Source organism: Clostridium ljungdahlii (assembly GCF_001636845.1).
Lineage (GTDB): Bacteria > Bacillota > Clostridia > Clostridiales > Clostridiaceae > Clostridium_B > Clostridium_B ljungdahlii_A.
The window spans coordinates 1-22,877 of the sequence record NZ_LITT01000006.1 but is presented as its reverse complement, the minus strand read 5'-3'; the positions used below and the strand labels follow the sequence as shown (position 1 = coordinate 22,877).

Annotated in this window: 25 protein-coding genes and 1 tRNA gene; 3 read left to right on the top strand and 23 right to left on the bottom strand. The window is 30.1% G+C overall.

All coding sequences use genetic code 11. From position 1 onward, the window contains the following. Nucleotides 1-298: 298 nt before the first annotated feature. From cooS to WY13_RS03175, 8 genes are all read right to left on the bottom strand, one after another. Nucleotides 299-2,194: an anaerobic carbon-monoxide dehydrogenase catalytic subunit gene (cooS, locus tag WY13_RS03210; RefSeq protein WP_063554272.1), complete on the bottom strand. Its 1,896-nt coding sequence runs from the start codon at nt 2,192-2,194 to the stop codon at nt 299-301. A 544-nt stretch (nt 2,195-2,738) separates the two neighbouring features. After that, entirely contained in the window at nt 2,739-3,149 is a 411-nt protein-coding gene (locus WY13_RS03205; protein WP_063554271.1) for a universal stress protein, read from the bottom strand. 220 nt (nt 3,150-3,369) lie between these two features. Further along, the gene (locus WY13_RS03200; RefSeq protein ID WP_063554270.1) at nt 3,370-3,717 is read right to left on the bottom strand and encodes a NifB/NifX family molybdenum-iron cluster-binding protein; all 348 of its coding nucleotides are present in this window, start codon (nt 3,715-3,717) and stop codon (nt 3,370-3,372) included. Between the two features lie 87 nt (nt 3,718-3,804). Then, entirely contained in the window at nt 3,805-4,260 is a 456-nt protein-coding gene (locus WY13_RS03195; RefSeq protein WP_063554269.1) for a DUF134 domain-containing protein, read from the bottom strand. Between the two features lie 31 nt (nt 4,261-4,291). Then, a complete protein-coding gene (locus WY13_RS03190; protein ID WP_242866316.1) occupies nt 4,292-4,444 on the bottom strand; it encodes a hypothetical protein in 153 nt (50 codons plus the stop codon). A 134-nt stretch (nt 4,445-4,578) separates the two neighbouring features. Next, nucleotides 4,579-5,409, bottom strand: a complete 831-nt coding sequence (locus WY13_RS03185; RefSeq protein ID WP_063554268.1) for an Mrp/NBP35 family ATP-binding protein — start codon at nt 5,407-5,409, stop codon at nt 4,579-4,581. Nucleotides 5,410-5,520: 111 nt separating this feature from the next. Next, nucleotides 5,521-5,742 (bottom strand): hypothetical protein, encoded by a 222-nt coding sequence (locus tag WY13_RS03180; protein ID WP_063554267.1) that lies wholly within the window; start codon nt 5,740-5,742, stop codon nt 5,521-5,523. Between the two features lie 100 nt (nt 5,743-5,842). Continuing rightward, nucleotides 5,843-6,718: a LysR family transcriptional regulator gene (locus tag WY13_RS03175; RefSeq protein ID WP_063554266.1), complete on the bottom strand. Its 876-nt coding sequence runs from the start codon at nt 6,716-6,718 to the stop codon at nt 5,843-5,845. Nucleotides 6,719-6,825: 107 nt separating this feature from the next. On the opposite strand from WY13_RS03175, the gene WY13_RS03170 reads away from it, so the two are divergent. Both WY13_RS03170 and WY13_RS03165 read left to right on the top strand, forming a co-directional pair. Beyond that, nucleotides 6,826-7,821 (top strand): YeiH family protein, encoded by a 996-nt coding sequence (locus WY13_RS03170; RefSeq protein ID WP_063554265.1) that lies wholly within the window; start codon nt 6,826-6,828, stop codon nt 7,819-7,821. A gap of 203 nt (nt 7,822-8,024) precedes the next feature. After that, a complete protein-coding gene (locus tag WY13_RS03165; protein ID WP_063554264.1) occupies nt 8,025-8,885 on the top strand; it encodes a 4Fe-4S binding protein in 861 nt (286 codons plus the stop codon). A 198-nt stretch (nt 8,886-9,083) separates the two neighbouring features. On the opposite strand, the gene WY13_RS03160 is transcribed toward WY13_RS03165, so the two are convergent. The 4 genes from WY13_RS03160 to WY13_RS21295 all read right to left on the bottom strand — a co-directional run bounded on the left by WY13_RS03160 (nt 9,084) and on the right by WY13_RS21295 (nt 12,982). After that, on the bottom strand, nt 9,084-9,902 hold the full coding sequence (locus WY13_RS03160) for a class I SAM-dependent methyltransferase (RefSeq protein ID WP_063554263.1): 819 nt from the start codon (nt 9,900-9,902) through the stop codon (nt 9,084-9,086). Nucleotides 9,903-9,907: 5 nt separating this feature from the next. Continuing rightward, nucleotides 9,908-10,771: a ModD protein gene (gene modD / locus WY13_RS03155; RefSeq protein ID WP_063554262.1), complete on the bottom strand. Its 864-nt coding sequence runs from the start codon at nt 10,769-10,771 to the stop codon at nt 9,908-9,910. A 400-nt stretch (nt 10,772-11,171) separates the two neighbouring features. Further along, nucleotides 11,172-12,626 (bottom strand): hypothetical protein, encoded by a 1,455-nt coding sequence (locus WY13_RS03150; RefSeq protein ID WP_063554261.1) that lies wholly within the window; start codon nt 12,624-12,626, stop codon nt 11,172-11,174. Between the two features lie 188 nt (nt 12,627-12,814). Beyond that, a complete protein-coding gene (locus tag WY13_RS21295) occupies nt 12,815-12,982 on the bottom strand; it encodes a hypothetical protein (protein ID WP_192844980.1) in 168 nt (55 codons plus the stop codon). A gap of 303 nt (nt 12,983-13,285) precedes the next feature. Here WY13_RS21295 and WY13_RS03145 point away from each other — a divergent pair, with 303 nt between their 5' ends. Continuing rightward, complete coding sequence (locus WY13_RS03145) at nt 13,286-13,891, top strand: HDIG domain-containing metalloprotein (protein WP_063554260.1); 606 nt, start codon at nt 13,286-13,288, stop codon at nt 13,889-13,891. Between the two features lie 244 nt (nt 13,892-14,135). Here WY13_RS03145 and WY13_RS03140 read toward each other — a convergent pair whose 3' ends face one another. The 11 genes from WY13_RS03140 to WY13_RS03095 all read right to left on the bottom strand — a co-directional run bounded on the left by WY13_RS03140 (nt 14,136) and on the right by WY13_RS03095 (nt 22,692). After that, entirely contained in the window at nt 14,136-14,837 is a 702-nt protein-coding gene (locus tag WY13_RS03140; RefSeq protein WP_063554259.1) for an MIP/aquaporin family protein, read from the bottom strand. Continuing rightward, on the bottom strand, nt 14,825-15,970 hold the full coding sequence (locus WY13_RS03135; RefSeq protein WP_063554258.1) for a GTP-binding protein: 1,146 nt from the start codon (nt 15,968-15,970) through the stop codon (nt 14,825-14,827). Before WY13_RS03135 ends, WY13_RS03140 begins: the two co-directional genes overlap by 13 nt. A gap of 422 nt (nt 15,971-16,392) precedes the next feature. Then, nucleotides 16,393-16,986, bottom strand: a complete 594-nt coding sequence (locus WY13_RS03130) for a YdcF family protein (protein WP_063554257.1) — start codon at nt 16,984-16,986, stop codon at nt 16,393-16,395. Between the two features lie 412 nt (nt 16,987-17,398). Next, complete coding sequence (locus WY13_RS03125) at nt 17,399-17,980, bottom strand: hypothetical protein (RefSeq protein ID WP_063554256.1); 582 nt, start codon at nt 17,978-17,980, stop codon at nt 17,399-17,401. Beyond that, nucleotides 17,967-18,782 (bottom strand): hypothetical protein, encoded by an 816-nt coding sequence (locus WY13_RS03120; RefSeq protein WP_063554255.1) that lies wholly within the window; start codon nt 18,780-18,782, stop codon nt 17,967-17,969. The genes WY13_RS03125 and WY13_RS03120 overlap by 14 nt, the downstream gene beginning before the upstream one ends. 243 nt (nt 18,783-19,025) lie before the next feature. Then, entirely contained in the window at nt 19,026-19,106 is an 81-nt protein-coding gene (locus tag WY13_RS22260) for an ATP-binding protein (RefSeq protein ID WP_431602429.1), read from the bottom strand. 333 nt (nt 19,107-19,439) lie between these two features. Next, nucleotides 19,440-19,730 carry an AlbA family DNA-binding domain-containing protein gene (locus WY13_RS03115; RefSeq protein WP_063554254.1) on the bottom strand — a complete coding sequence of 97 codons (291 nt, stop codon included), beginning with the start codon at nt 19,728-19,730 and terminating at the stop codon, nt 19,440-19,442. Nucleotides 19,731-20,062: 332 nt separating this feature from the next. Then, entirely contained in the window at nt 20,063-20,428 is a 366-nt protein-coding gene (locus WY13_RS03110; protein ID WP_063554253.1) for a GNAT family N-acetyltransferase, read from the bottom strand. Between the two features lie 124 nt (nt 20,429-20,552). Then, complete coding sequence (locus tag WY13_RS03105; protein ID WP_242866315.1) at nt 20,553-21,311, bottom strand: class I SAM-dependent methyltransferase; 759 nt, start codon at nt 21,309-21,311, stop codon at nt 20,553-20,555. Between the two features lie 49 nt (nt 21,312-21,360). Beyond that, nucleotides 21,361-22,116, bottom strand: a complete 756-nt coding sequence (locus tag WY13_RS03100) for a class I SAM-dependent methyltransferase (protein ID WP_063554251.1) — start codon at nt 22,114-22,116, stop codon at nt 21,361-21,363. A 500-nt stretch (nt 22,117-22,616) separates the two neighbouring features. Then, nucleotides 22,617-22,692 (bottom strand) — tRNA-Trp (locus WY13_RS03095). Nucleotides 22,693-22,877: the final 185 nt, after the last annotated feature.

The window sequence follows — 22,877 nt, the reverse complement described above, 5'->3', positions numbered from 1 at the left end:
TCATATGTAGTCCCTCCCATTTTTGAACAACCATTTTATCTAAATTCATTTAAAATACAAACTTAATATATACTTTTATCTACAAATATATTCCCTTATAATTTATGTATTTGTAGATAAATTATAAACTTTATTCTACATTATGCCATCTATAAATTAAAATTCTTCTCAAAATGATATGTAATCTTGACTTTATATCACTTTGAGAATATATTTTCATATCATATTGAGCCATGCAAAATTAAAATTAGCTTTTAAGCCATTTTAATTTTGGCATGGCAATTGCTTGTCTTTATTATTAGATACCTAATTTTTTACGTTTTTCATTCATCCTATTTACAATCTGTTCAACTGCTTTATGAGGATCTGTTTCTATAAAGAACTTAGCTCCTACCCAGTCTTCCATCTTATTAGTAAGAATATCAACAACTTCTGGACCGCCTGTTACTGGAGGTGTTACTTCAAGCCAAGTATCTATACCTGAAGTTACTACATAAGTGGCTATTGCTACAGCTTTTTCTGACATCCATTCTGGTGCTATACCTGCAACTGGAAGGTCACTCATGTCAGTGCCCAGCAAATTAGCAACTTTTCCAACCAAATCTAATATACGACTTATATCAATACAAGAACCCATATGAAGTACAGGTGGTATATCTACAAGCTTACATACAGTAGCTAATCCTGGTCCTGCATATTTTTCTGCTGCTTCTTTTTGTAATAAGCCATATTTTGCTGCTGCCTGAGCTGCACATCCTGTAACAACAACAATTACATCATTCTTTATTAATCCCTTTATAGTTTCAATGTGGTTATAATCATGTACCGTTTTAGGATTATTACAACCAACTACAGCTGCTGCACCTCTTAATACTCCTGATGTTAAAACATCTGCCAAAGGTTTTACAGTTTGCATTGGTCCTATTTGTGTATTTACAACCTTGTCTAATTTATTTATAATTTCTTCAACACTATATCCAACAATTCCCTTTGATTTTAATTGAGGAATCATTACTTTGCTCTGATCTCTATTTTTAAAGTTAAGTATTGCTTCCTTTAAAATCTTCTTAGCAGAATCAAGTGGGCTTTCTTCATCAAATTCCATATAAATTGAATCTGTGATGTGTGCCTTTGGTGAAGTTGTTATAAACTTAGTATGATATGACTTGGACAATTTTGCTAGTGCTGGCATAATACACTGTACATCAACTATAAGTCCATCTACTGCCCCTGTAACTACAGCCAATTCCTGCTGCATAAAGTTTCCTGCTATTTTAATGCCATGTCTCATGGAAACTTCATTTCCAGTACAGCACATTCCACATAAGTTTATTCCATCAGCACCTACTGATTTAGCAAGTTCAATTAGTTCTGGATCTGATGCTGCTTCTACTATCATTTCTGAAAGAAGTGGTTCATGTCCATGTAAAACTACATTTACAGAATTCTTTTCAAGTACTCCAAGATTTGCCTCTGTATCAACGGAATGAGGTGTTCCAAACATTATATCGCTAAATTCTGTTCCCATGAATGAACCCATCCATCCATCAGTTAGTGAGCATCTCATAGACATTTTAATCATAGCTTCTGCATCTGCATTACATCCCATATGAGTTGAGTGCATAACTGCTGCTATTTCTCTATCAACTGCTCTTGGAAATACACCTAATTTTCTCCACAATTCTTTTCTCTTTTCTGGTAAAGAAGGTGGTAAATAAACTTCTCCAAGCTGTCTACCATAATTACTTAATCCTTCTTTTGCTACATCATGAGCTACATCGTATATGTCTCTGCCCTCAGTTTCAACATTAAATCTCTTTGCAACTCTTTTTAATTTATCTTCATCTTTAACTTTTATATCTCCATCTTTACTAGTACGATACAAACTAAGTGCTATACTTCTACCATGATCTAAGTGTGCTGCAGTACCTCCTGCAACCATTCTTGCAAAGTTTCTAGATACAATTACATCTGCTGTCGCACCACATATACCTCTTTCAACGCCTTTTCCTGGAACTGGACTTACTCTACAGGGACCCATGGCACAAATTCTACAGCAAACTCCTGCTGAACCAAACCCACATTGTACCTTCATGTCTGCTTTTCTATCCAAAGCAGTTCTTACTCCATCTTTTTTTGCCTTGTCCAATAGTTGTAAAGTAGCCTGATCAATTGACTTTGCTTTTTCTTCCATTTTAATAATTCCCTCCTTAAAGAAATAACTTCAATTTTTGTTGTAATTACTTCTTAAAATAACTTAATTTTACCTAAAACCCTATTTTTTTATTTTAATTAATTGTAATAAATACAATTATAATTATAACCTTTTTACTACATAAAATAAATATATTTACTATAAAAATGTTAAAAAATAAACATCCATTTAAGTATAATCCTGGTTATTGATATTATTAATAAATTATTTGTGAATTTAATGAGAAAATAAATATTGTTATTTGAAATATACAATTGTATGTGACATATTTTGGCTTTTTAAGCATTACATGGATGTAAAAAAAATTAAGAAACGTTTACAATATTACTATATAACTTCTTCAATTACATATTACCATAACAATGTATAACTTGAAAAGGATTTTTTTAAAAAAGTTAAAAAAATTTTTTAACTTTTTTAGGCAAGCTGATATTGCTAAAATCTAATATTTAAAAAAATATCTATACTAGTTTGGTATATATTTAACAAGCATCTGGGAATTTAATCCAATTTTTAAATTAAACTATTCTGGAACTATTATGACTATCTTTGGTGAATTTTTAACAACTTTACTAGTAACAGAACCAACCATTCTAGCTAATCCCTTTTTAGTAGACTTAGTCATTATTATAATGTCGAAATTATCCTGTGAAGCTTTTTTTAATATTTCATCTCCAGCATATCCAAAATCAAAAAACTTGTTTACAGTATATCCCTGAAGTTCTTTTTCTCCCCTGTTTAAAACAAACTCCCCTGTTTCACGTGCTCTATCAACTTTATCCGTAATCACCATATCATTTACTATAACTATTTCTGAAATATTCATGAGTGTAACTTCTACTTCATCACTTTTAAACATTTTTTTCAATAGATCAAGAGAATGCATACTCCTGTCAGTTCCATCTAAAGGTATTAATATTTTAGTTTTTGTCATGGCAAACACCTCTTTCTACATCTTAGTAAATATTTATATTTATGTTATTCTATATTAGAACTCATCTTTCCTGCTTTTATAAAATTTTATTTGAATTTTCCTGCTGAACCTGCTGCTGGATAGACTGTTCCTCAATATTTTCTTAAAAAGTCTCTAAACAAAAAATCAACTTCTACATGATCTGTATAAGTTGATTTTCGTTTAGAAACTCTATTTTTGTTTAGTGCTCGCAATGGTGATTGCAAAGTTCATTTTTATCTTCTAATTTTCCGTCAATATAACTTTGAACAACATCTCTGTATTCTCCAGATGCTCCTTTTATTACTTTGAGTCCACACTGCTGCAATCCCATCAAAGCTCCTCCGCCAATACCTCCAGTTATTACTAAATCAACATTATGTTTTACTAGTAAATTTGCAAGTCCCTCATGTTGATGAGCTAACTGAACTGTAGGTACTTCTTCAACATTTCCAATTTTATTATTCTCAACAGTCACAATTACAAAACTCTGACTCATACCAAAATGTTGGTTAACCATATTTCCGTTATTAGGTAATGCTATTTTCATAAACTTTCCCTCCATTTTTGTCATATGCTATTTTCATTATAACATTTTTAATCTTATTTGCAATACTTTCAAATAGTTTTTCCATAATTAGACGTTATTATCATTCTTCATATTTCTACACCATTTCTTACAAAATTTCGCCTTTTTATTACATATAACTCTTTCTGACCCACAATTAGGACAAGTATATCTATTCTGTTCATATTTTATTTCATATATATTGCCACAATGCAAACATTTAAATTTGCAATAGTTTGTTGTATAGTTTCCACCATTTATTCTTATAGCATTTCCTTCTGTTAAGGCGACAGCCACTTTTTTTCTGGCACTATCTATAATGTTTTGAAAAGTTTGCCTGGATACCTGCATTTTTTTCGCACACTCTTCTTGATTCAATTCCTCAATATCCTTTAGCCTCATAGCTTCTAATTCTTCTACTTTTAAAACTGTTTCATCAATCTCACACTTACGTTTTCCCAAAGGTACAAAATAAGTATTTTCTGGGAAAAACTCTACTCTTCTAAATTTTGTTGGTCTTGGCATTTTAACTCCTCCCTGCATTTACTACATAATACTATAAAAAGAGTTCTAAGTCATTTTCTGCTTCTATTTTTTTATTTATTCCCAGATAATCAAAGTTTGAACTTTGACTATCTATATCAATTATACTATTACAATTAAAACATTTAAAATGCATATGCAGGGTTTTTCTACTAAATATTTTCATCTCATAGTAACTCATTCCATATCCTTTTTAAACTATTTTATTTAAATCAATTCCATCAGGATATGCCTAAAAATCTACCCATAGTTACAAAAACGTTTACGGGTAATTTATAATTCATTTATAAGTGTTTGTCTTTATTTTTCTAAACCCTTCATTACGTTATCAACGATAGGATAAAAAACTTTTTCAAGGTCTTCATCTTCATCTTTATATGTAGGGTCTGATAAATTACCTACGCTATTTAAAACAGGAATTTCTCCTAAAAGCTTCAAATTCATTTCTTCTAAAAACTTAGTTGTACTTTCTCCATTAAATAGTTTTATTTTTTTACCGCAATCCGGGCAAGTTATGTAACTCATATTTTCAATAACACCTAATACATCAATATCAATTGCTCTTGCCATATTTACAGCTTTTGAAACTATCATTGAAACTAAATCCTGGGGAACAGATACCATAACTATTCCATTTATGGGAATAGACTGCATAACTGTCAGTGCAACATCACTTGTTCCTGGAGGCATATCAATAACTAAATAATCAAGTTCTCCCCATAGTACATCCGTCCAAAATTGTTTAACTACACCCCCAATCATCGGTCCTCTCCAAATGACAGGATCATTTTCATTGTCCACTAATAAATTTAGAGACATAACCTTTATACCATCATCTGTATCTACAGGATGCATTAGTTCTCCATCTGAAATAACTTTTTTATCTTTTAGTCCAACAAGCCTTGGTACACTTGGGCCTGTTATATCTGCATCTAAGATTCCTGTACTATATCCCAGTTCCTTTAAACGTTTTGCAATAAGAACTGAAATTGAAGATTTTCCTACTCCACCTTTTCCACTCATAACACCAATAATTTTTTTTACTTTGTTTAAAGGATTATTTTCAATCATACATTTCTGCTTATCCTTATCACATCCCCCATTAGATGGGCATGAATTACATTCTGACATGAAATCATCTCCTAAATTTATAATTAGCATTTGCTACTTATATAATAACTCCATTTATAATTATTATCAAATGCCAATTATACTACTCATTTTTCTATTTAAAACAAAATATCAATCACAGCGTTTTTTCCGCAATAATTCTTCTAACTCATTAATGCGTTTATTTATTTGTTCTATCTCTGCTTCATATTTTCCTACTGTAGCACTGGATAAATGAATGCCTCTCTGTCCTAGTACAAGTGATTTTTCTTCTTCTATGTCTTCAAGAAAGTCTTTAAGTTCTGCAATTTTTTTTTCTAATTTAGGAATACTCATTTTTTCAAAATCATACATTATAATCTACACTCCTTTTTATTATTAGTAGCCTGCACAATATCACAATCATTAATTCAAGATTGCTGCTTTTCCCACTAAGTAAAATTCATTGATACCTTTAGCACTTTATTGTGCATAAATCTATAAAACATTTCATTGTTTCTGTTAAATATTTGTTTTTGTGATATATGATTTTAAACTTTCTTTTAAATTTAATACCTTTAACAGGTATTTCGCAAAGGGTACCAGAGGATAATTCATTTATCACTGAATTTCTAGAAATAACCGACACTCCCAATCCTTCTGCAACTGCAATTTTTATGGTATCAGTATTATTACATATCCAGGTAGCCTTCCATGTTAATTGATTTTCTATCATTTTATCTTCAAATGTCTTACGAGTTCCACTTCCTTTTTCACGAATAATAAATTTTTCTTTTTGAAGTTCGCAAGGTTCCACATAAGGAAGTTTTGCAAATCTGTGGCAAGCTCCACAAATAAGTATCAATTCATCATCCATAAATGGTTTGTTTAAAATGTCTGAATTTGTCGTTTCTCCTTCTACAAGACCTATGTCAATTTCATCGTGAAGAAGCATTTTTTCAATTTTTGTAGTATTTTCTTCATACACTTGTATATCAGTCTCTGGATATGCTTTTTGAAAATGTGAAACAAATTTAGGTAAAACATAAGCCCCAACAGTAACACTTGCACCAATACGGATAGAACCATTTTTATACAAAGTTTTCATATCACTTTCTAATTCTGTATTTAATTTGATAATATACCTAGCATAACTCATCAGTTTTTCTCCTGCCTGAGTCAGATAAAGTTTTCTTGAAAGCCGTTCAAAAAGTCGTATGCCATAGTGACTTTCAAGTTCAGAAATTGCCTGACTAACTGCTGACTGAGACATAAAAAGTGTTTCAGAAGCCTTAGTCATATTCATTTTGTCACATACAGCAACAAATATTTTAAAATGTCTTAAAGTCATAATATTCTCCTTACACATTAGTATATACTTATTATATTCATTAAATAATAATATTTTACTTATATAATGTCAAGGTGTATTATGAATTGCAGATAGGGGGAGATAACTTGAAAACAATAACTAATAAAGTATCAGGAATTATTCTTGCACTAATTATAGCTATTCCAGCATGGCTACTTGGAAATGCTTTTCCTATTATAGGAAGCCCTGTGCTCGGAATTTTATTTGGAATGGTTTTAGCATTTTGGAAAAGGCCAAGCTATTTTAACGAAGGTATAACCTATACTGCAAAAAAATTACTACAATACTCCATTATCCTTATGGGTTTTGGCATGAATCTTTTTAATGTTTTTAAAGTAGGAAAACAAACAATTCTTTTAATGACTTTCACACTAACAGCAGCATTTATTACTGCTTATATTGTAGGTAAATTATTAAAAATAAATGGGAAAACGGCAACTTTAATAGGTGTTGGTTCTTCCATATGTGGTGGTTCAGCTATTGCAGCAACAGCTCCTGTTATTAACGCAAATGAACAAGAAGTTGCCCATTCTATATCAACCATATTTCTTTTTAATGCCATTGCAGCCTTTTTATTTCCATTTCTCGGACATTTATTTGGCATGAGTAATCAATGCTTTGGTCTTTGGGCTGGAACAGCTGTTAACGATACTTCGTCTGTAGTAGCCGCTGGTTATTCCTACAGCAACGCAGCAGGCAATCTTGCAGTCATAGTAAAACTTACAAGAACCCTGGCTATTGTTCCAATTACACTGGTGCTGGCTATTTACACTTCTAAGAAGGAAGCTAAAAATAAAGAAGGATCTTATAGTCTAAGTAAAATATTTCCCTGGTTCGTACTTGGTTTTGTAGCTGCATCAGTAATTAGCACATTTATTCCATTACCAGCTGTATTTACTACATTTTTATCACAGGCAGGAAAATTTATTATTGTAATGGCAATGGTATCTGTGGGATTAAATACCAATATTGTAAAGCTTGTAAAAAATGGTTTAAGTCCAATTTTATTAGGCTTTACATGCTGGATAGTTTTAGCACTTACTTCACTTGGCGTTCAACATTTTATAATGGGAATTTTTTAAGTATATGTCAGTAAATATTTATAACTCAACTTTCGCGCATATAAAACTTTGACTTAATATATATTTCTTTATTTAATCACAAGTGATATTATGAAAACAAGTAGTAATTCTAAACAAATAAAACACAAAGATAAGGCATTTCTTATTATTATGGCAATCTTATTAAAAATGAATGATAATTTTAAAGGAGATGTATAATCATTATGGTTAGTGCAAGCAGACAAAAAGAAATGAAAGCATTAGGATTTTTATTACAAAATGACAAAGAACATTATTCCGTAAGATTTTTAAGTAAAGCCGGCAATTTCACGGTAGAAGAATTAAACAACATTAACAAAATTGCAGAAAAATATGGACGAGGATATTCAGGACTTACAACAAGACTTCAAATTGAAGTTCCATGGATCAAGGATGAAGATGCAGAAAAAGTAATTCAAGAAGCTAAAGCTTTAGGGCTGCGCCACGGCGGTACAGGCCAAAAAGTAAGACCTTTAATTTCTTGTAAAGGAACCGTATGCCTCCATGGTAATATTGACACTCAAGCAATTTGCAGAGAATTAGACCGCAAATACTTTGGAACTGATACTCCACATAAATGTAAAATAGGAATAGTTGGATGTGCTAATAACTGTGGAAAAGCTAATATAAATGATATCGGAGTTATGGGAAGATGTGTACCTAAATTTAATTCGGATAATTGTGTTGGCTGCGGACTTTGCGTAACAAATTGCCGACAAAAAGCATTACAGCTAGTAGATAAAAAAATAGTTCATAATAAAAATTTATGTGTAGAATGTGGTGAATGTGTACGAGTATGCAACAGTAATGCTGTTACTGCTAAAGAAAAGGGTGCAGAAATATTTGTTGGTGGAAGATTTGGAAGAGGAATGAGAATTGGAGATTCACTTGGAAAGATATTTAAAAAAGAAGAAATAGTATCAGTTGTCGATACCATTATGGAATATTATAGACAAACCGGCAATAAAGGTGAAAGAATTTCAGCAGTTATGGATAGAATTGGAAAAGAGAAATTTATAGCTGATGTATTAAACAAAATTGATTAATTATTCTATATAAATAAAGTTCAGCTGTTTTAATCAAATCATTATAACCTGTGAAATTATAAAGCATGTCAAGAATATCTTTAAAAAAGGACATTTTTAACATGCTATTTTTTAGTCACTTGCTTTTTTCTTCATATATACTTTCCATATATTTTTTCTTTCAATTTTACCAATTTTTATTTGTTTTATACATCGCTGCTATTTTCTCCAGCAAAACCATGCTACTTTAGAAGTTACCTTTTCTTCTACAATTCCATTTACTGCCTTATTTTCTATGTAATCTCTAATTAAAACTTTATCTTCTTCTGTTAAAGGCTTTTTTCTTCCAAAATTAAGTAAACACTTTTTGTAAAATTTATCTACAGGCTGACTTTTACTCCAATCTGAATCTACATAACTTACCTTTGGATAATAGCCCATATTCCATAGTATATTAAGGGCACTGTACATTTTATTCCCGTAGGGTTTATCATTATGGCATCCTAAAATCATCTCAGAAATCTCATTTTTTAAGCTGTCTTTTCTCTCCACAAATCCACTTAAAAAATACAAGTTTGTACCACAATCAATCATTTTTATAAGATCTTCACAGCTATCTACAGCTGGTGTCATAGATGCAAAAACCAAATCAAATTTTTCTTTCCATTTAAATTCTTCTAAACTTAAGTCTGGCCATGCCTTTTTTACAAATTTTACATTGTCTCTGCACTTTTCCTTTAAATTTTTTTTGGCATACTTCAACATATTTTCAGAAATATCTACAGCAGTAACGCATTCAGATATTTCTGAAAACTTTCTAGAATAAAATCCCGTGCCACATCCTATATCCAATACGTTCTTAAATTTATTATTTTTACTTGCTTCAATAAATTCTAGTATAGAGATAAAATCTCTACTCTCGTTTTCCTCTATGTCTTTGCTATTAAACTCTTCAGCCCTTTCATCCCAAAATTTTTCTTCCATATCATACGATTTCTTTGAAATGCTCCACAAATCAGAAAAAAAGTTTATATTCATTCTTTTCACCACCCTCGTGTATATTCTTCAATAGGTTCTATTTTGCATCCTATATCAATAGGTTTTGCATAATAAACACAGGTTGTTACAATAGCATCGATTCCTGTTTCAACATAATCCTCAATATTGCTTTCATTAATTCCACCGGCAGCCAATATAACCATAGATGGATTAATATCTCTTAGAATACTTACATTTTCTTTTAATTTATCGCAGGGAACCTTATCAAATTGAATTCCATCAATTCCATTTTTACAAAGTTCAACTGCATCTTCTAGTGAATCAACTTCAGCTATTACTTTCTTTTCACAGACCTTACCTTTAATTTTCTTAATCATCTTAGCTAATTCATGAATACCACCTAAAAAATTTAAATGCTGTTTAAAAATCAATACAGTCTCCGATAAACCTAATCTATGAGGAAAGCCTCCTCCTGAAACAATTGCTTTTATAGCTAATTCTTTAGTACCAGGTATGTTTTTCCTTGTAGTTATAACAGAAACATCTGGATTTATATTAGCTGCCTTATCAACTAATTTCCTTGTTTTAGTAGCAATGCCAGAACTGTAGTCAATAATATTTTGGCAGATTTTCCATGCCATATGTAAATCACTGGCGATGCCCTTACCTTCAAGAAAGACCTCATTTTTCTTTATTAAACTTCCGGAAGATTTTATTTTTATCAATTCTATATTTAATTTATGAAATATTCTCGCAGCTTCTTCCGTTCCGCATATCACTGCCTCTTCCCTTGAAAAAAATTGTATCTTGCCTTTTTTATTACCAATTTCTAAAACTAAAGTAGTTAAGTCAATATAAGGAACATCTTCTTTAATAAACTTGTCAATAAGTTCATCTGAAATATACACTTGTAACGTCTCCCTTCTGTTAAAACATTTTAATCACAGACCATGATCTATAAAATCTTCCACATACTTTGATTTAGGATGATTAAATATTTCTCTAACGGGCAAATTAGGAAATAGCAAATAATCCTGATATATAACTCCAATATTTCTATTTTTCGTTGGAATACATTAAAGTAGCTTTATGATAATAGTAAATAAAACTAATTAATACTCAATTTAATTAATTCCTATTATTTATTTTTGTTTATTTATGTTAAGTGTATCAAAAACATAATACTAAATCAATTATACTCAATATCTGTGTTAATAGAAAATAGTCCATACTTTAACTTAAAATATGGACTATTTTATGTGCACTTTAAATAAAATTAAAATTATATACAAAAATTTTTTTAAAACTTCATTGCTGCGTATAATCTTTGTAATTCGGTTTAAACCACTTTATAGATATACTTGCTTTGCCTGTTTCATCCTTAGGGTTTACTTTTAAATTGTCATCACCTATCTTAGATTCATTTATTAATAACACTGTATTTTTAGGATTATCGCAATAAAAAGTAATTCCTCTTATATCATCAATTGTAGGAATATATATTCCAAATATAGGATCACTTATAGAGGTTATGTTAACATAAGTTTTGCCGTTTTGAGTTAATTTCTGATAGGTTAAGTACTTATGACTATTGGCATAGTTTAAAACTCTGGAAGTCTTCGCAACAATTATTTTATTATTGTCCTGATATTCTTTCAATAGTTTCAGTGAACTTATATTATCTTGTGTAAATAAATCTTCGGTGTCAATACCCAAGTGTTGTGCCACTATACTGTATTGTTTATTATTTACTATACTATCAAGATTGGCTTTCGTAAGCTGCCTGTGAATATATTTTGGAGTCCAGATCCAATCTATTTTATTATTTACTAAATCATTTGTATACCTATGAAATCCCCACACTTTTTTTCCATCTCTCAATGAAATTTCATAGAGTGGATAATCGTGTCCAAATTTGTGATCTGACCATGAATCCCAAACATATTTAATACCGCTTTTTAAAGTTATATCTGTATGATAATAAGGTGATTTAGGGTTGTCCCCTTGTTGATAACTCATAAAATTTCCAGTACCATATGCACCAAAATTTTGCTTATTAGCTTTATTACCATGGTTTATCCATACCGTTGGTTTTAAGTTTTCAGAATTCAAAACATTCCATGCATTTTCAGCCAAATTTCTATTAAAAAGAGTACCTCTTTGATTTTCAGTTGAAAAGTCTCCAAAAGTATGGATACAATCTATCCATCCTGACCTAATATAGTGAGTTATTTCATCAGCATTATGTTTTTCAGTTTGACTTGTCCCATTAAAAAATGTCATTATACTTTTCACATTATGTCTTCCATGAACATCAACTACAGAGTTGCTGTTATCACCCATATACATCCAGAAGGAATCTCCAATGTCTAATCCTAATCCTTGTCCATATGATGTCTCAGATCTGGTATTTAAAAATTTATGATACGTTTTAAATTCTTCCAATGTTCCATCATCAATATCAGAACATATTGCAAGCATAGAACTGTAGGGATATGGAAACTTCCTCAAATCTTTATTTTGGGAATCAGTAGTTTCAGGAATTGAATTTAATGCATTTTTAGGTATGGCATCCTGAGTCTTTTTACTTTTATGAGAATTTGCATAAGATGATACTTCTATAGAACTAGTCAATTTTTTTCGAAAGTGAAATTTATAGTTGCAAAAAGAAGCAACTAAAATTATTAGTATAAAACAAATTAAAGTTATAGCCTTAAATTTTTTATTTTTCTTAATTCTTTTTGTTTTTCTCAATCTTGGCATAAGTCACATCCTCATATAAATTGTTTGTTAATAAAAAGAGTATTCTGCTCCTTTTTATTTTTTCATAATTATCAAATTTAGTCTACATTATGTTAAAAATCCTATATAAGTATAAGCTCTGCCAATCTGTATGTCAAACATTTAATATTTTCCTATATTGTGGAATATACCGAAGACAGTCAACTAATTTATTTAGAAGGGCTATTCCAGCATCTTCCACATCTTAAACAAGCTTTAGTAGAATAATCATTACAATGTCCAGGTTTACTTTGTTCAAATTCTTTTTCCACTTTTATTATTCTTTTTAACCAACTTTCCTTATTTGTGCCTTTAAATTTTAATTTCATAAGACCCATAATTAACCCTCCCCTAAACATCACTAAATATCACAGATTATATAAGTATTATATTATAAAACACTTATATAATCTGTGATAAATGTTACCCTCTTTTCTAAAGGTTTCACATTAGAATAAATTTTTTTCATATTGGAATACTGATTAGAGAGGTGAAGGATATGTCTAAAAGTAAAAAAATGAAAACATAAAATCCAAAAACATACAAGAAAAACTAAGCAATGCCGTTAATTCTACTCATAGTGATAGCCAAAATCAAAATCATAATACAAAAAAAGAAGCATTAGGCTCCAACACTAAGAGATGATGAATTTAAATAGATTGTATCTGAATATTGAGTATCACCTGCTGAATGATTCCAAACCATCAGATTATTTGAAGGAACTCTATAATGATCCATTATTTCAGCAGTATCCCTTTGATATGCTGTACAAACTCAATATTACAAAACAATCACCAAAATACCATCCAGAAGGTACTGTTTGGAATCATACTCTACTTGTCGTAGACGAAGCAGCAAATGTAAAATCAAAAAGTAAAAATCAAAAAGTATTTATGTGGGCGGCACTGCTTCATGATATTGGAAAGCCTTCTACAACCAAGGATAGAAATGGTAAAATAACCTCCTATGAACATGACAAGGTTGGAGCAGCTCTATCAAAAGAGTTTTTACTGTTTTTCACAGAAGATACAAACTTCATTGAAGAAGTTTGCGAACTTATCAAGTACCATATGCAGATACTCTTTGTAGTAAATAATTTGCCCTTTGCAGATATACAGGGCATGAAAGAGCACACAGATATCCACGAAGTGGCTTTGTTAGGCTTATGCGATAGAATTGGAAGATTAAATAGTGATAGAAAAAAGGAACAACATACCATTAATCAATTTCTTAAAAAATGCAAATAAAATTTACTTTTTTAAGATATATTATTTCATATAAAAGAGCCATAAATTTTTTTATATGCTCCCCCCTTTCCATTAACAGACTTTTATTTTTAATCTGTCTAATTTAAGGGGAGCATATCATCCACTGACAACCATAAATTTATTTTTTTTCATTTTATCCATTCTCCCAATTTTTTTAGATATATAATATCTCATACTTTGAGTAGTTCGGTAAATCATAACATTTCTGTATTAATCATCAGCTCTATCGCACTGTATCAATAGAAGATTTTGCACTTATATCGTGAAAATTTTTAAGATATTTATAGCACATTGAAGCACATATTGCTCCAAGTATAGGTGACACAATATATAACCACAAATACTTATGGCATCCCGAAACAACTGCTGGGCCAATAGATCGTGCTGGATTAAAAGAACCTCCAGATATAGGACCTGCTACAAGTGCTCCCAAAAAAACTGTAAAGCCTATAGCTATTCCTGCAAAACTACCCTCTGCTCTAGAATCAGTAGCTACACCCATTATGACAAACATAAGACAGAAGGTAAAAACAAATTCCATAATAAAAGAGATTGTCACTGCGTTACCTTTGGGAAGTGTTGGTAGTGTACTTCCTAGATAAAATATATTTCCAAAAATCAATCTTAATAATAGACTTGCTGAAATGGCTCCTAACAATTGACTTATTAAATATTGAATTAGATTATTTAACGGAAAATCTTTACTAGCAATAAATGCAATGGTAACAGCTGGATTAAAATGAGCACCAGATATATGTCCACAAGCATATATCATAACTGTTATAACTAATCCAAAAGCAAATGAAACACCTAGATGACCAATTGAATTATTAGAAATTCCATCAACTATTATGGCACCTGTTCCTACAAACACCAGAAAAAATGTTCCTATAAATTCTGCAATATATTTTTTTATAGATTCCATAATTTATTTCTCCTTGTAAGTAAAGATTTCTTTGCATCTTCGCTTGACATCCTATACTTTGGATTAGGTTGTCCTGGCATAAAACATTCAGTTTTTATATTTTTAAGAGTTATATCCTTTTTAGCAGAAAAATTATTTAACGCACTAATTACATAATCCTCTAGGCTTTCTGGATTAACGTTTATTCTTGCATTAATTATAATGTTTGCCTTACCAGCTATTAATAGAATTTGACCATTAAAATTAATATCATCCGACAATCCAGTAAGACCTGCTTTAACATATTTATTATTAGAAACCCCATATATCTTCAAATGAGCAATTTCAAGTTTCTCATTATTAAATTTACTTTTCAAGACTTCCATAAATTCTCTTATAAAAGCACTAATATCAAATACTTCTGAAGAAAAAAGTTCTGCAGAAGTATTCAGCCAACCAAGATATGCTTCTGCCCTACCATAAGTTTGATAATTTACATCCATAGTAAAATTATCTTTATGTTTTGTTTTCTCTATTTTCTCTAGCCATAAATCCATATTGATATTTTCTTTTGCTGAAATTTCTACCAATTCTTTTTCAGGAAAATTCTTTTTAATGATATTCTCAACGGTAACAAGTTCCTGCTGTGACATTAGATCAATTTTGTTTAGCACAATTATATCAGCTTCTTCAATTTGTTTACGAAAAAGGTATTTTACTTCATCAGGATATAGTGACTGTGCTTTGCTCCCAAGAAATTGCATAACTTTTTTAGGATCAACTACAACAGACAGTGGAGCAAGTGTAAATTTGTTTGCAAAATAATTGTTCATTGGTCTGTAAATAGTTGCAATAAGATCTGTACAACTTCCAACTGGTTCACCTATTATAATATCTGGATTATTTTTTTCAATCATCTGATCAATCCTTTTTGAAAAAGAATCGAAATTGCAGCAGAAGCATCCTCCCGTTACTTCCATGACATTAATGCCTTCTTTAGATAAAAAACTTGTATCTACTAATTGTGTTCCCTGATCATTGGTTATTACCCCAACATTTTTTGTTTCTTGTAGAAGTTTCGTTAAATTCAGTATTGAAGTCGTTTTCCCTGCACCTAAAAATCCTCCAATTATTATAAGATTTGGTTTTGACATAAAATGATCCCCCTTTATTTGTAAATTATTTTTTGTATTGATTTACAATTGCTAATAATACTTTTTGTTCCATTAAAGAACGTTTCAATTGTGCAAGTAAGTGCAACCGTTTTCAACAATTTTAAAAATTAGTTTCCTGGACAAGAATTAATCACATTCCAGATTGATAGCTTTATACAAACATTTTTTAGTTATTAATTAGACTACATCTTTTATTAGACTATATCTAATATTATCTATTCAAAGTTTTCCAAATAGTTGTTGCTATGGGATTTGTAAGATCATTTACCTGTTTACTTTCACAATCTTTTGATGCTAAATTAATAATATAAAGAACATTATTAACTTTTACTTGAACAAATTCTTGTAAGAAGGAGATATTTTCACCAATTGTGTTAAGATTATTTTTTAAAAGTTAATAATTAACTTCCATTTATTTTTTCATAGGATTTTCTCCTTATTAACATCTGCGTGTAAATGTAAAGATAAATAATACCGATAAATATAATTGGGTATTCATAGGGAAAACTTGATTTTTCTACTGTATGATCCATTTTAAGTTTAGTTGCATAAAAACTCGCTTTACGCAAATGCCACGGAGAGGATACAATGATAGATGTTTTTAGATTTCGATTCTGCATAATATACTTCGAATTAATTAAATTTTCATATGTTCCTTTTGCCTCTTTTTCACGAATTATGTTACAATCAGGTACTCCTAATTCAATTAAGGATTGCGCCATAACGTCAGCTTCAACATAATCATTAGCTACAGCTGAACCCGTACAAATAATAGTTTCAGCGATTCCTTCGTGATATAGTTCTGCTGCTTTATAAACTCGCTCTCGTAAAATTGCTGACATACTCCCATCTTTTCTTGCAGGATAGCCAAGTACAATCATGGTCTCTCTCTTTTGCCCATTATTATAGTCTGCCTTCTTAAAATTAAAACAAGTTGCAAGAATGACAACTAAAAAGCACATCAATATTGTACCCACAAAAAATATTATCATCATTTTAACACCTCATAAATTGATTTTATTACCAACAGCCTTATTCTTTATATCATTCGTCATTAATTACTATCGTGAATTATCCTTTAAACCACTAAATGCATAAATACAAATTCATTTTTCTTTAGGGAACTGACTTATCCTACTTTCTTTTTTATCACTATAGAATTTGGAATACCTATCTACTGATTTCCGTCGTGAGCCATCCCACTTAGCTATAATTATTGAAACAATCCTTAGTGATTTTTGTGAAAAATTATATTCAAGTAAATCCTCACTCCCAACGTCAATTGGCTTATAGATTCATATTCACTCCTTATAAAAACTCTCACTTTTCCTTAAATCATTCAATTTCCGCAAAATTAATACATAATTAGTAGACTTTATTGAAAGTCTTCACTAATTTAATTGACACCTACTTGTCCTTAAGCCATAAAAATCTATCAAATATTTTTTCTTGTATGTTATCTGCATTTATATCTATCAATTCTTCAGTGTAACATACTGCTCTTTTTATCCCCCAATAAGAACTATCTGCTACTGACTCCTTTCCTTTTTTAGGAGTCCATATTTCGTAATCATCAATCTTTACATCCTCAAACTCATCCATATTCCTTATCGGCCAATAAAAACGCCAATGATTGGTTGGTGAACATCCATTACTCCAATTCTCTATATTCTTATATTCAAATTTTGAAATATATATCTTTGGAGTATCACCATAATTAAGCTCTATATCTAGCACATAAATCGGCCCATTACGCCATCCATTTTCTAATTCTTCATCATGTTTACTTTGAAAAAGTACTATAAAATCATTAATTAACCATCCATCAACTTCAGCATCAGATTTCCATCTTAAAAACTTAGGAACTGAAACAACATATTCGTTTCCTTCATCTGCGATTGTTTTACAATAATTCATCATTTTATTTATGTTCTCATAAGTTTTATTTACTACCTTAAATGCGTTTCTTATATTCTCAGCTGAATTCATAATATAAATCCTCCTCTATTGTTTCCTTGACATCAAAAGAAATAGTATTTCTTTCTACAGCACAAAAGTCATACCACTTTTCTTCTACATTACCATCAATTATAAAATCTTTAAAACTTTCAAATCCTTTTTTTATTAAAAGATTTTTTAAATCACTTACTATGACTTTTTCATAGACATTATTTATTTTTAAATTTTCAAGACCATGCAAAATGCCTTGCCATGAAATATAGGCAAATTTCACATTATTTTCAATTATATTTCTAGCTTTAATATTTTTATAGACTTCTCTGCAGGCTTCTCCATCTGCTACAAATAGTAGTATCTTATTTTTATTATTACCTGACCGTGAAACAATTCTTGATTCACGTGAAAGTTGGTTTATGCTCTTAATATTATTATCTATCGTAAATTCACCTTCCAAGTCTGGGGAATTGCCTATATCATCATCAGATGAAATGCCACTAAGATACTTTACTTCAATACCAATAATAGTATTTTCAAACTTTATTAAAGCATCAATCTCCCCTTCTTTATCATAAGGCCAAAATTTAATAAATTCGCTCCACTCATCTTCATCAATATTCTCAACAATCTTTGATAAACTTCTAGGATATATCCCTTGAATAAGAATTTGTTTTAAACCGTGATTAAATGACATATATCTTAAGCTGCCAAAAACATTTCCAGTTAAATCATCTTCTAATCTATCATTAAGATTTGAGCCAGTACTGCTTATCTTTCCTTTTATTTCTGCAATCATACTTTCATCTCTTTTCATATATTTTTTAGGCTTAGACATAATTATAGCTCTCTTATTCAATGCTCATTAGAGCCTAAAAATTGTTATCACTATATTGCTTAACATCTCTAATTATTGCTTATATCGTAAATTATGTATAAGTAAGTTCCGGTTATCTTTCCACATTCTGATTTTATTTGAAAACGTACTTTCATATCTAGCTTGTCTCAATTCTGTAGATGCCAAGTATTTAACTTTTGAAGGTTCTTTCCTAACATGTCTTTATGATTATTTCTCCCACTATTAAACTTCTTTTATATTTTCTTTACTTACTATATTGGGAAACTTGCCTGGGCTTATTATTTCCAACCTATCGTCATACACAAATATTTTTATATCATCACCCTGTTATTATACGCTCTATGAGTAACAGCATTAATTATGTCCTCTTGCATAAAGGAGCTTTTCATAATCTTTACTCATATATTTAACTGATTCTGCATAACTTTTAAGTACAGTTTCATCTAAATCTTCCATTGTACATTCTGTAATTATTTTATCTTCAGAAAGCTTTTCACCTTTATCATATTCTAGATTTAATCTTTGTTCGAAATTAAGCTTTTTATTTTCATCTCCAACCCTTAAATAAACTTCATCAGATGCAGTTTTATGTACTTTATCTATACTTGCCTCAACGTGAATAAGAAGTATTCTATCTTATTTACCATTATCCTCAATTACATCTACAAATTCACAATTTGCTTTAACAGGTGGTATACACTTATCAAAGCTGCATTGAATAAAATCATTTATCTTAATATTTCCCTGACCATTTATACCTAATATTTTTCCATCCTCAATTCCTATAGCTATAGTACCTCCATCTGCATTTGCAAAGGCAATTAAAGTTTCTGCTAATTTATTTATTTGTATTTTGGATGACTTTCTATCAAAATACTGGCCTTCTCCCATTTTTATTATTTCTTCTATTGGCATTTTAATATTCATTTAAAAGATTCCTCCTTTCTGTTTCAAGTAACTCTATATTACTTTCAAGTAAAATAACTTTAGTGTTAAGTAAATCTATATTTATTATAAGATAGTAAGGTTTTTTATAATAAATAGCGCTGAAAACTAGTATTTATCTTATATATAATAATATATTTGCTTTCAAGTAACCAAGCTCTCGTGTTAAGTAAAAGTTATTTTGTTTCAAGTAGATTGAAGATATTGTAAATAATATATTCAATATTAAAACTAAAATTCCTTTATAATATTGTAAATATTAGTTTATTAACATTTCTCTCAACTTCTAAGCTATTAAAGAAAATAAACTTCATTTATCTGTTAACTTCTTGTTGTCTTAATATTTCTGTTCCATAACCTTTTCCCTGTTCGGTTACACGAACAGAATAGCCTATACTTCCTTTTCCGGCCATAACTTCCTCCGATAGTTCTGTCCTCAATTGGAATTCACCAACAAAATTATCACCATCGACCGCCCAGTAATGAAAACTTACAGGTTGGCCAGAAATCAATCCCATCTCTTTTTTATCATACCAGCTTTTAGTTCTTTCAAACCAGGTTTCATCAATCAATGCAGGATTTGTGGGCCGAAAATAACGGATATCATGATCCCAAAATTCTTGACAGTATTCTCTATACCCATCTACATATATTGCATTTCGCCGTATTAATTCAAGCATATTATATAACATCACCTTTCACATTATATAAATAATATCTACTATAAATTTACTACTTGTCTGTATAATTTTCACTTCACAATATATGAAAAATGTGAATTAACTTAACTTTACAAATTTGAAATTATTTTTCTAATTCTAAAAACAAATACATCGGTATTTTCTTCAACCAAGCAACTCTCGATGACATTTGAGAGTATTCTTCTGTTGGTATTGGTTCGTTCATATCAATTAATTTAAAACCATTTTTGACAAACGCTTTTATATAATCTGACAAAGTCCTATGTCTATATAAAATTGGAACATTCATTCCTTTGATTTCTCCAATCCATTCTTTTGGATTATGATAATCAGAAACAAGCACCTCTATATTTTCATTATTTAACATCCATTTAGTTTCCTTGCCCTTGAAGCATGGATGCAATATAGAAATAAATACCTTTCCATTTTGCTTTAAAACACGATGAATTTCCTTTAATGTACCATCCAAATCTTCAACATCCATTAACATCATCGAGCAAAGCACTATATCGTAATAATTGTCGTCAATTACATTTAGTGTATTTGAATTAAGAACACAATGCTCAATCCTTAGACCTTCTTCTTTTGCTTTATTTTTTGCGTACTCAATAAAAACTTCTGAACAGTCAGCAGCCGTAACGATTGCTCCCTTATGTGATAATGCTCTCGAATAACCACCTTCGCCACATCCCAAATCAAGAATATATTTATCTTTGACATCTCCAAGTTTTTCTAATGTGTATGGCATTATGTAATATATTCTAAAATCATTTGTTTGGGCTTTTTCAATCCATTCGTCTATATTCACCTGATTCCAACATTCGGTTGAACTGTCTTTTATCATTTTCTTGTTCCTCCACAAATTTACTATTTGTATTACAATCTCTACTACTCAACCTTAAAATTAGAATTTATAGTGGCTTTTGAGCAAGATATAATGGAATAGTATCGTTAATAATGATTTTATTGCCAGTATCCATAATAGCCTTTCTTACTCCCGTGTAAAATTTAGACTTATAAGGTTCTTCTAAAGTTATATGCTCACAATGTGTACTAATATATGAAATATATTCATCAGCATTAAGTGTTCTTACCTTTTTCCAGTCTTTATATTTGTAATTAACAAAGCCATAATTCACAACATTATCATATTTCATTTTACGATTATATCTCTTCTTAACAAAAAAATGTTCTTTATATACCTCGGCTATTCTATTGTACAATTCTTCATTTGCACTTTTCTCATCTGAACGGGTCATAAACATTGCAAGAATGCCACCAGGTTTTAGTATATTGTAGATTTTTGAGAATGCTATTTCTTCAGGTATCCATTGAATTGTAGCTGCTGAATATATTAAATCAAATGTTTGATTTTCAAAATTGTATGTTTCAAAATCGGTATTTACAATATCGAAATTACTATAAGTCCCATATTTGTTTTTCATAAATTCTGTAAAGTTCTCCCCAAGTTCAATTGCCTTATAATTACAGCCAGTTTTTAAAATAGGCTCTGTTGCTTGTCCTGTCCCTGGACCAATTTCAAGTACGTCTTTGCTTGAATTTAAGTCAGATACAGTAATAATTTCTGTAAAGAGTTCATCACAATATCGGGGTCTATATTTATCAAATGTTTCTGGTATTCGGTCAAATGTAATTCTAAAATCCATTATTTAAACCTCCTTCTAGATTACAATTTGTATGAACATTCTTATATATTAAATCAGCCTTTAACACCATAATAGCACCATTTAATACAAAAATGCATCAAAAAGTATAAATTATCCATTACTCCATCCAAGCAACTGCCTCTTAAGCTCCTTAAAATTATAATGCCTGCACTTTCCAACATGATCCCACATATTCTTATACTCCTTAACAGCATAAATAAAATGCTCAAACCTGCCTTAAATCACGCAGTTAAAGAAAAATATATTATAATTAATCCTTGTAAAAATGTAATACTACCTAAAATAGCTGATAAAAAAGATTTTCAAATATTTACTTTAGAAGAAGAAGAAAAGCTTAAAAGCTGGGATATATGTGTAAATAACGATTTAGTTTTTCCTAATGAATTAGGTGAATCTACCGATACAAGGAATTTAACCAGAAGTTATGAGAGGGCATTGAATAAAAAATGCTTTCACGAAATCGTGAAAGCATTGATATCTGGCAGGGGTAGTAGGTCTCGAACCTACAACCTACGGTTTTGGAGACCGGCACTCTACCAATTGAGCTATACCCCTAAGACGATAATTATTATATAATATAAACTAATAAAATGCAAGCTTTTTATTTTTTATACAGAGATTTAGCACCTAAATTCCAGTAAAAATTTTATTTTTACTGGAATTGTATCTTTTTACACTTATTTTAAGTAATGGTAAGTTTTTAGACCGATAGGTCGTAAAAATATGTACAATTCCCTTAA

Bases quoted from the DNA above. Each gene is read 5' to 3' on its own strand.
- cooS (WP_063554272.1), bottom strand. From the start codon at position 2,194: ATGGAAGAAAAAGCAAAGTCAATTGATCAGGCTACTTTACAACTATTG.
- WY13_RS03205 (WP_063554271.1), bottom strand. From the start codon at position 3,149: ATGACAAAAACTAAAATATTAATACCTTTAGATGGAACTGACAGGAGT.
- WY13_RS03200 (WP_063554270.1), bottom strand. From the start codon at position 3,717: ATGAAAATAGCATTACCTAATAACGGAAATATGGTTAACCAACATTTT.
- WY13_RS03195 (WP_063554269.1), bottom strand. From the start codon at position 4,260: ATGCCAAGACCAACAAAATTTAGAAGAGTAGAGTTTTTCCCAGAAAAT.
- WY13_RS03190 (WP_242866316.1), bottom strand. From the start codon at position 4,444: ATGAAAATATTTAGTAGAAAAACCCTGCATATGCATTTTAAATGTTTT.
- WY13_RS03185 (WP_063554268.1), bottom strand. From the start codon at position 5,409: ATGTCAGAATGTAATTCATGCCCATCTAATGGGGGATGTGATAAGGAT.
- WY13_RS03180 (WP_063554267.1), bottom strand. From the start codon at position 5,742: ATGTATGATTTTGAAAAAATGAGTATTCCTAAATTAGAAAAAAAAATT.
- WY13_RS03175 (WP_063554266.1), bottom strand. From the start codon at position 6,718: ATGACTTTAAGACATTTTAAAATATTTGTTGCTGTATGTGACAAAATG.
- WY13_RS03165 (WP_063554264.1), top strand. From the start codon at position 8,025: ATGGTTAGTGCAAGCAGACAAAAAGAAATGAAAGCATTAGGATTTTTA.
- WY13_RS03160 (WP_063554263.1), bottom strand. From the start codon at position 9,902: ATGAATATAAACTTTTTTTCTGATTTGTGGAGCATTTCAAAGAAATCG.
- WY13_RS03150 (WP_063554261.1), bottom strand. From the start codon at position 12,626: ATGCCAAGATTGAGAAAAACAAAAAGAATTAAGAAAAATAAAAAATTT.
- WY13_RS21295 (WP_192844980.1), bottom strand. From the start codon at position 12,982: ATGGGTCTTATGAAATTAAAATTTAAAGGCACAAATAAGGAAAGTTGG.
- WY13_RS03145 (WP_063554260.1), top strand. From the start codon at position 13,286: ATGATGAATTTAAATAGATTGTATCTGAATATTGAGTATCACCTGCTG.
- WY13_RS03140 (WP_063554259.1), bottom strand. From the start codon at position 14,837: ATGGAATCTATAAAAAAATATATTGCAGAATTTATAGGAACATTTTTT.
- WY13_RS03135 (WP_063554258.1), bottom strand. From the start codon at position 15,970: ATGTCAAAACCAAATCTTATAATAATTGGAGGATTTTTAGGTGCAGGG.
- WY13_RS03130 (WP_063554257.1), bottom strand. From the start codon at position 16,986: ATGATGATAATATTTTTTGTGGGTACAATATTGATGTGCTTTTTAGTT.
- WY13_RS03125 (WP_063554256.1), bottom strand. From the start codon at position 17,980: ATGAATTCAGCTGAGAATATAAGAAACGCATTTAAGGTAGTAAATAAA.
- WY13_RS03120 (WP_063554255.1), bottom strand. From the start codon at position 18,782: ATGTCTAAGCCTAAAAAATATATGAAAAGAGATGAAAGTATGATTGCA.
- WY13_RS03115 (WP_063554254.1), bottom strand. From the start codon at position 19,730: ATGAATATTAAAATGCCAATAGAAGAAATAATAAAAATGGGAGAAGGC.
- WY13_RS03110 (WP_063554253.1), bottom strand. From the start codon at position 20,428: ATGCTTGAATTAATACGGCGAAATGCAATATATGTAGATGGGTATAGA.
- WY13_RS03100 (WP_063554251.1), bottom strand. From the start codon at position 22,116: ATGGATTTTAGAATTACATTTGACCGAATACCAGAAACATTTGATAAA.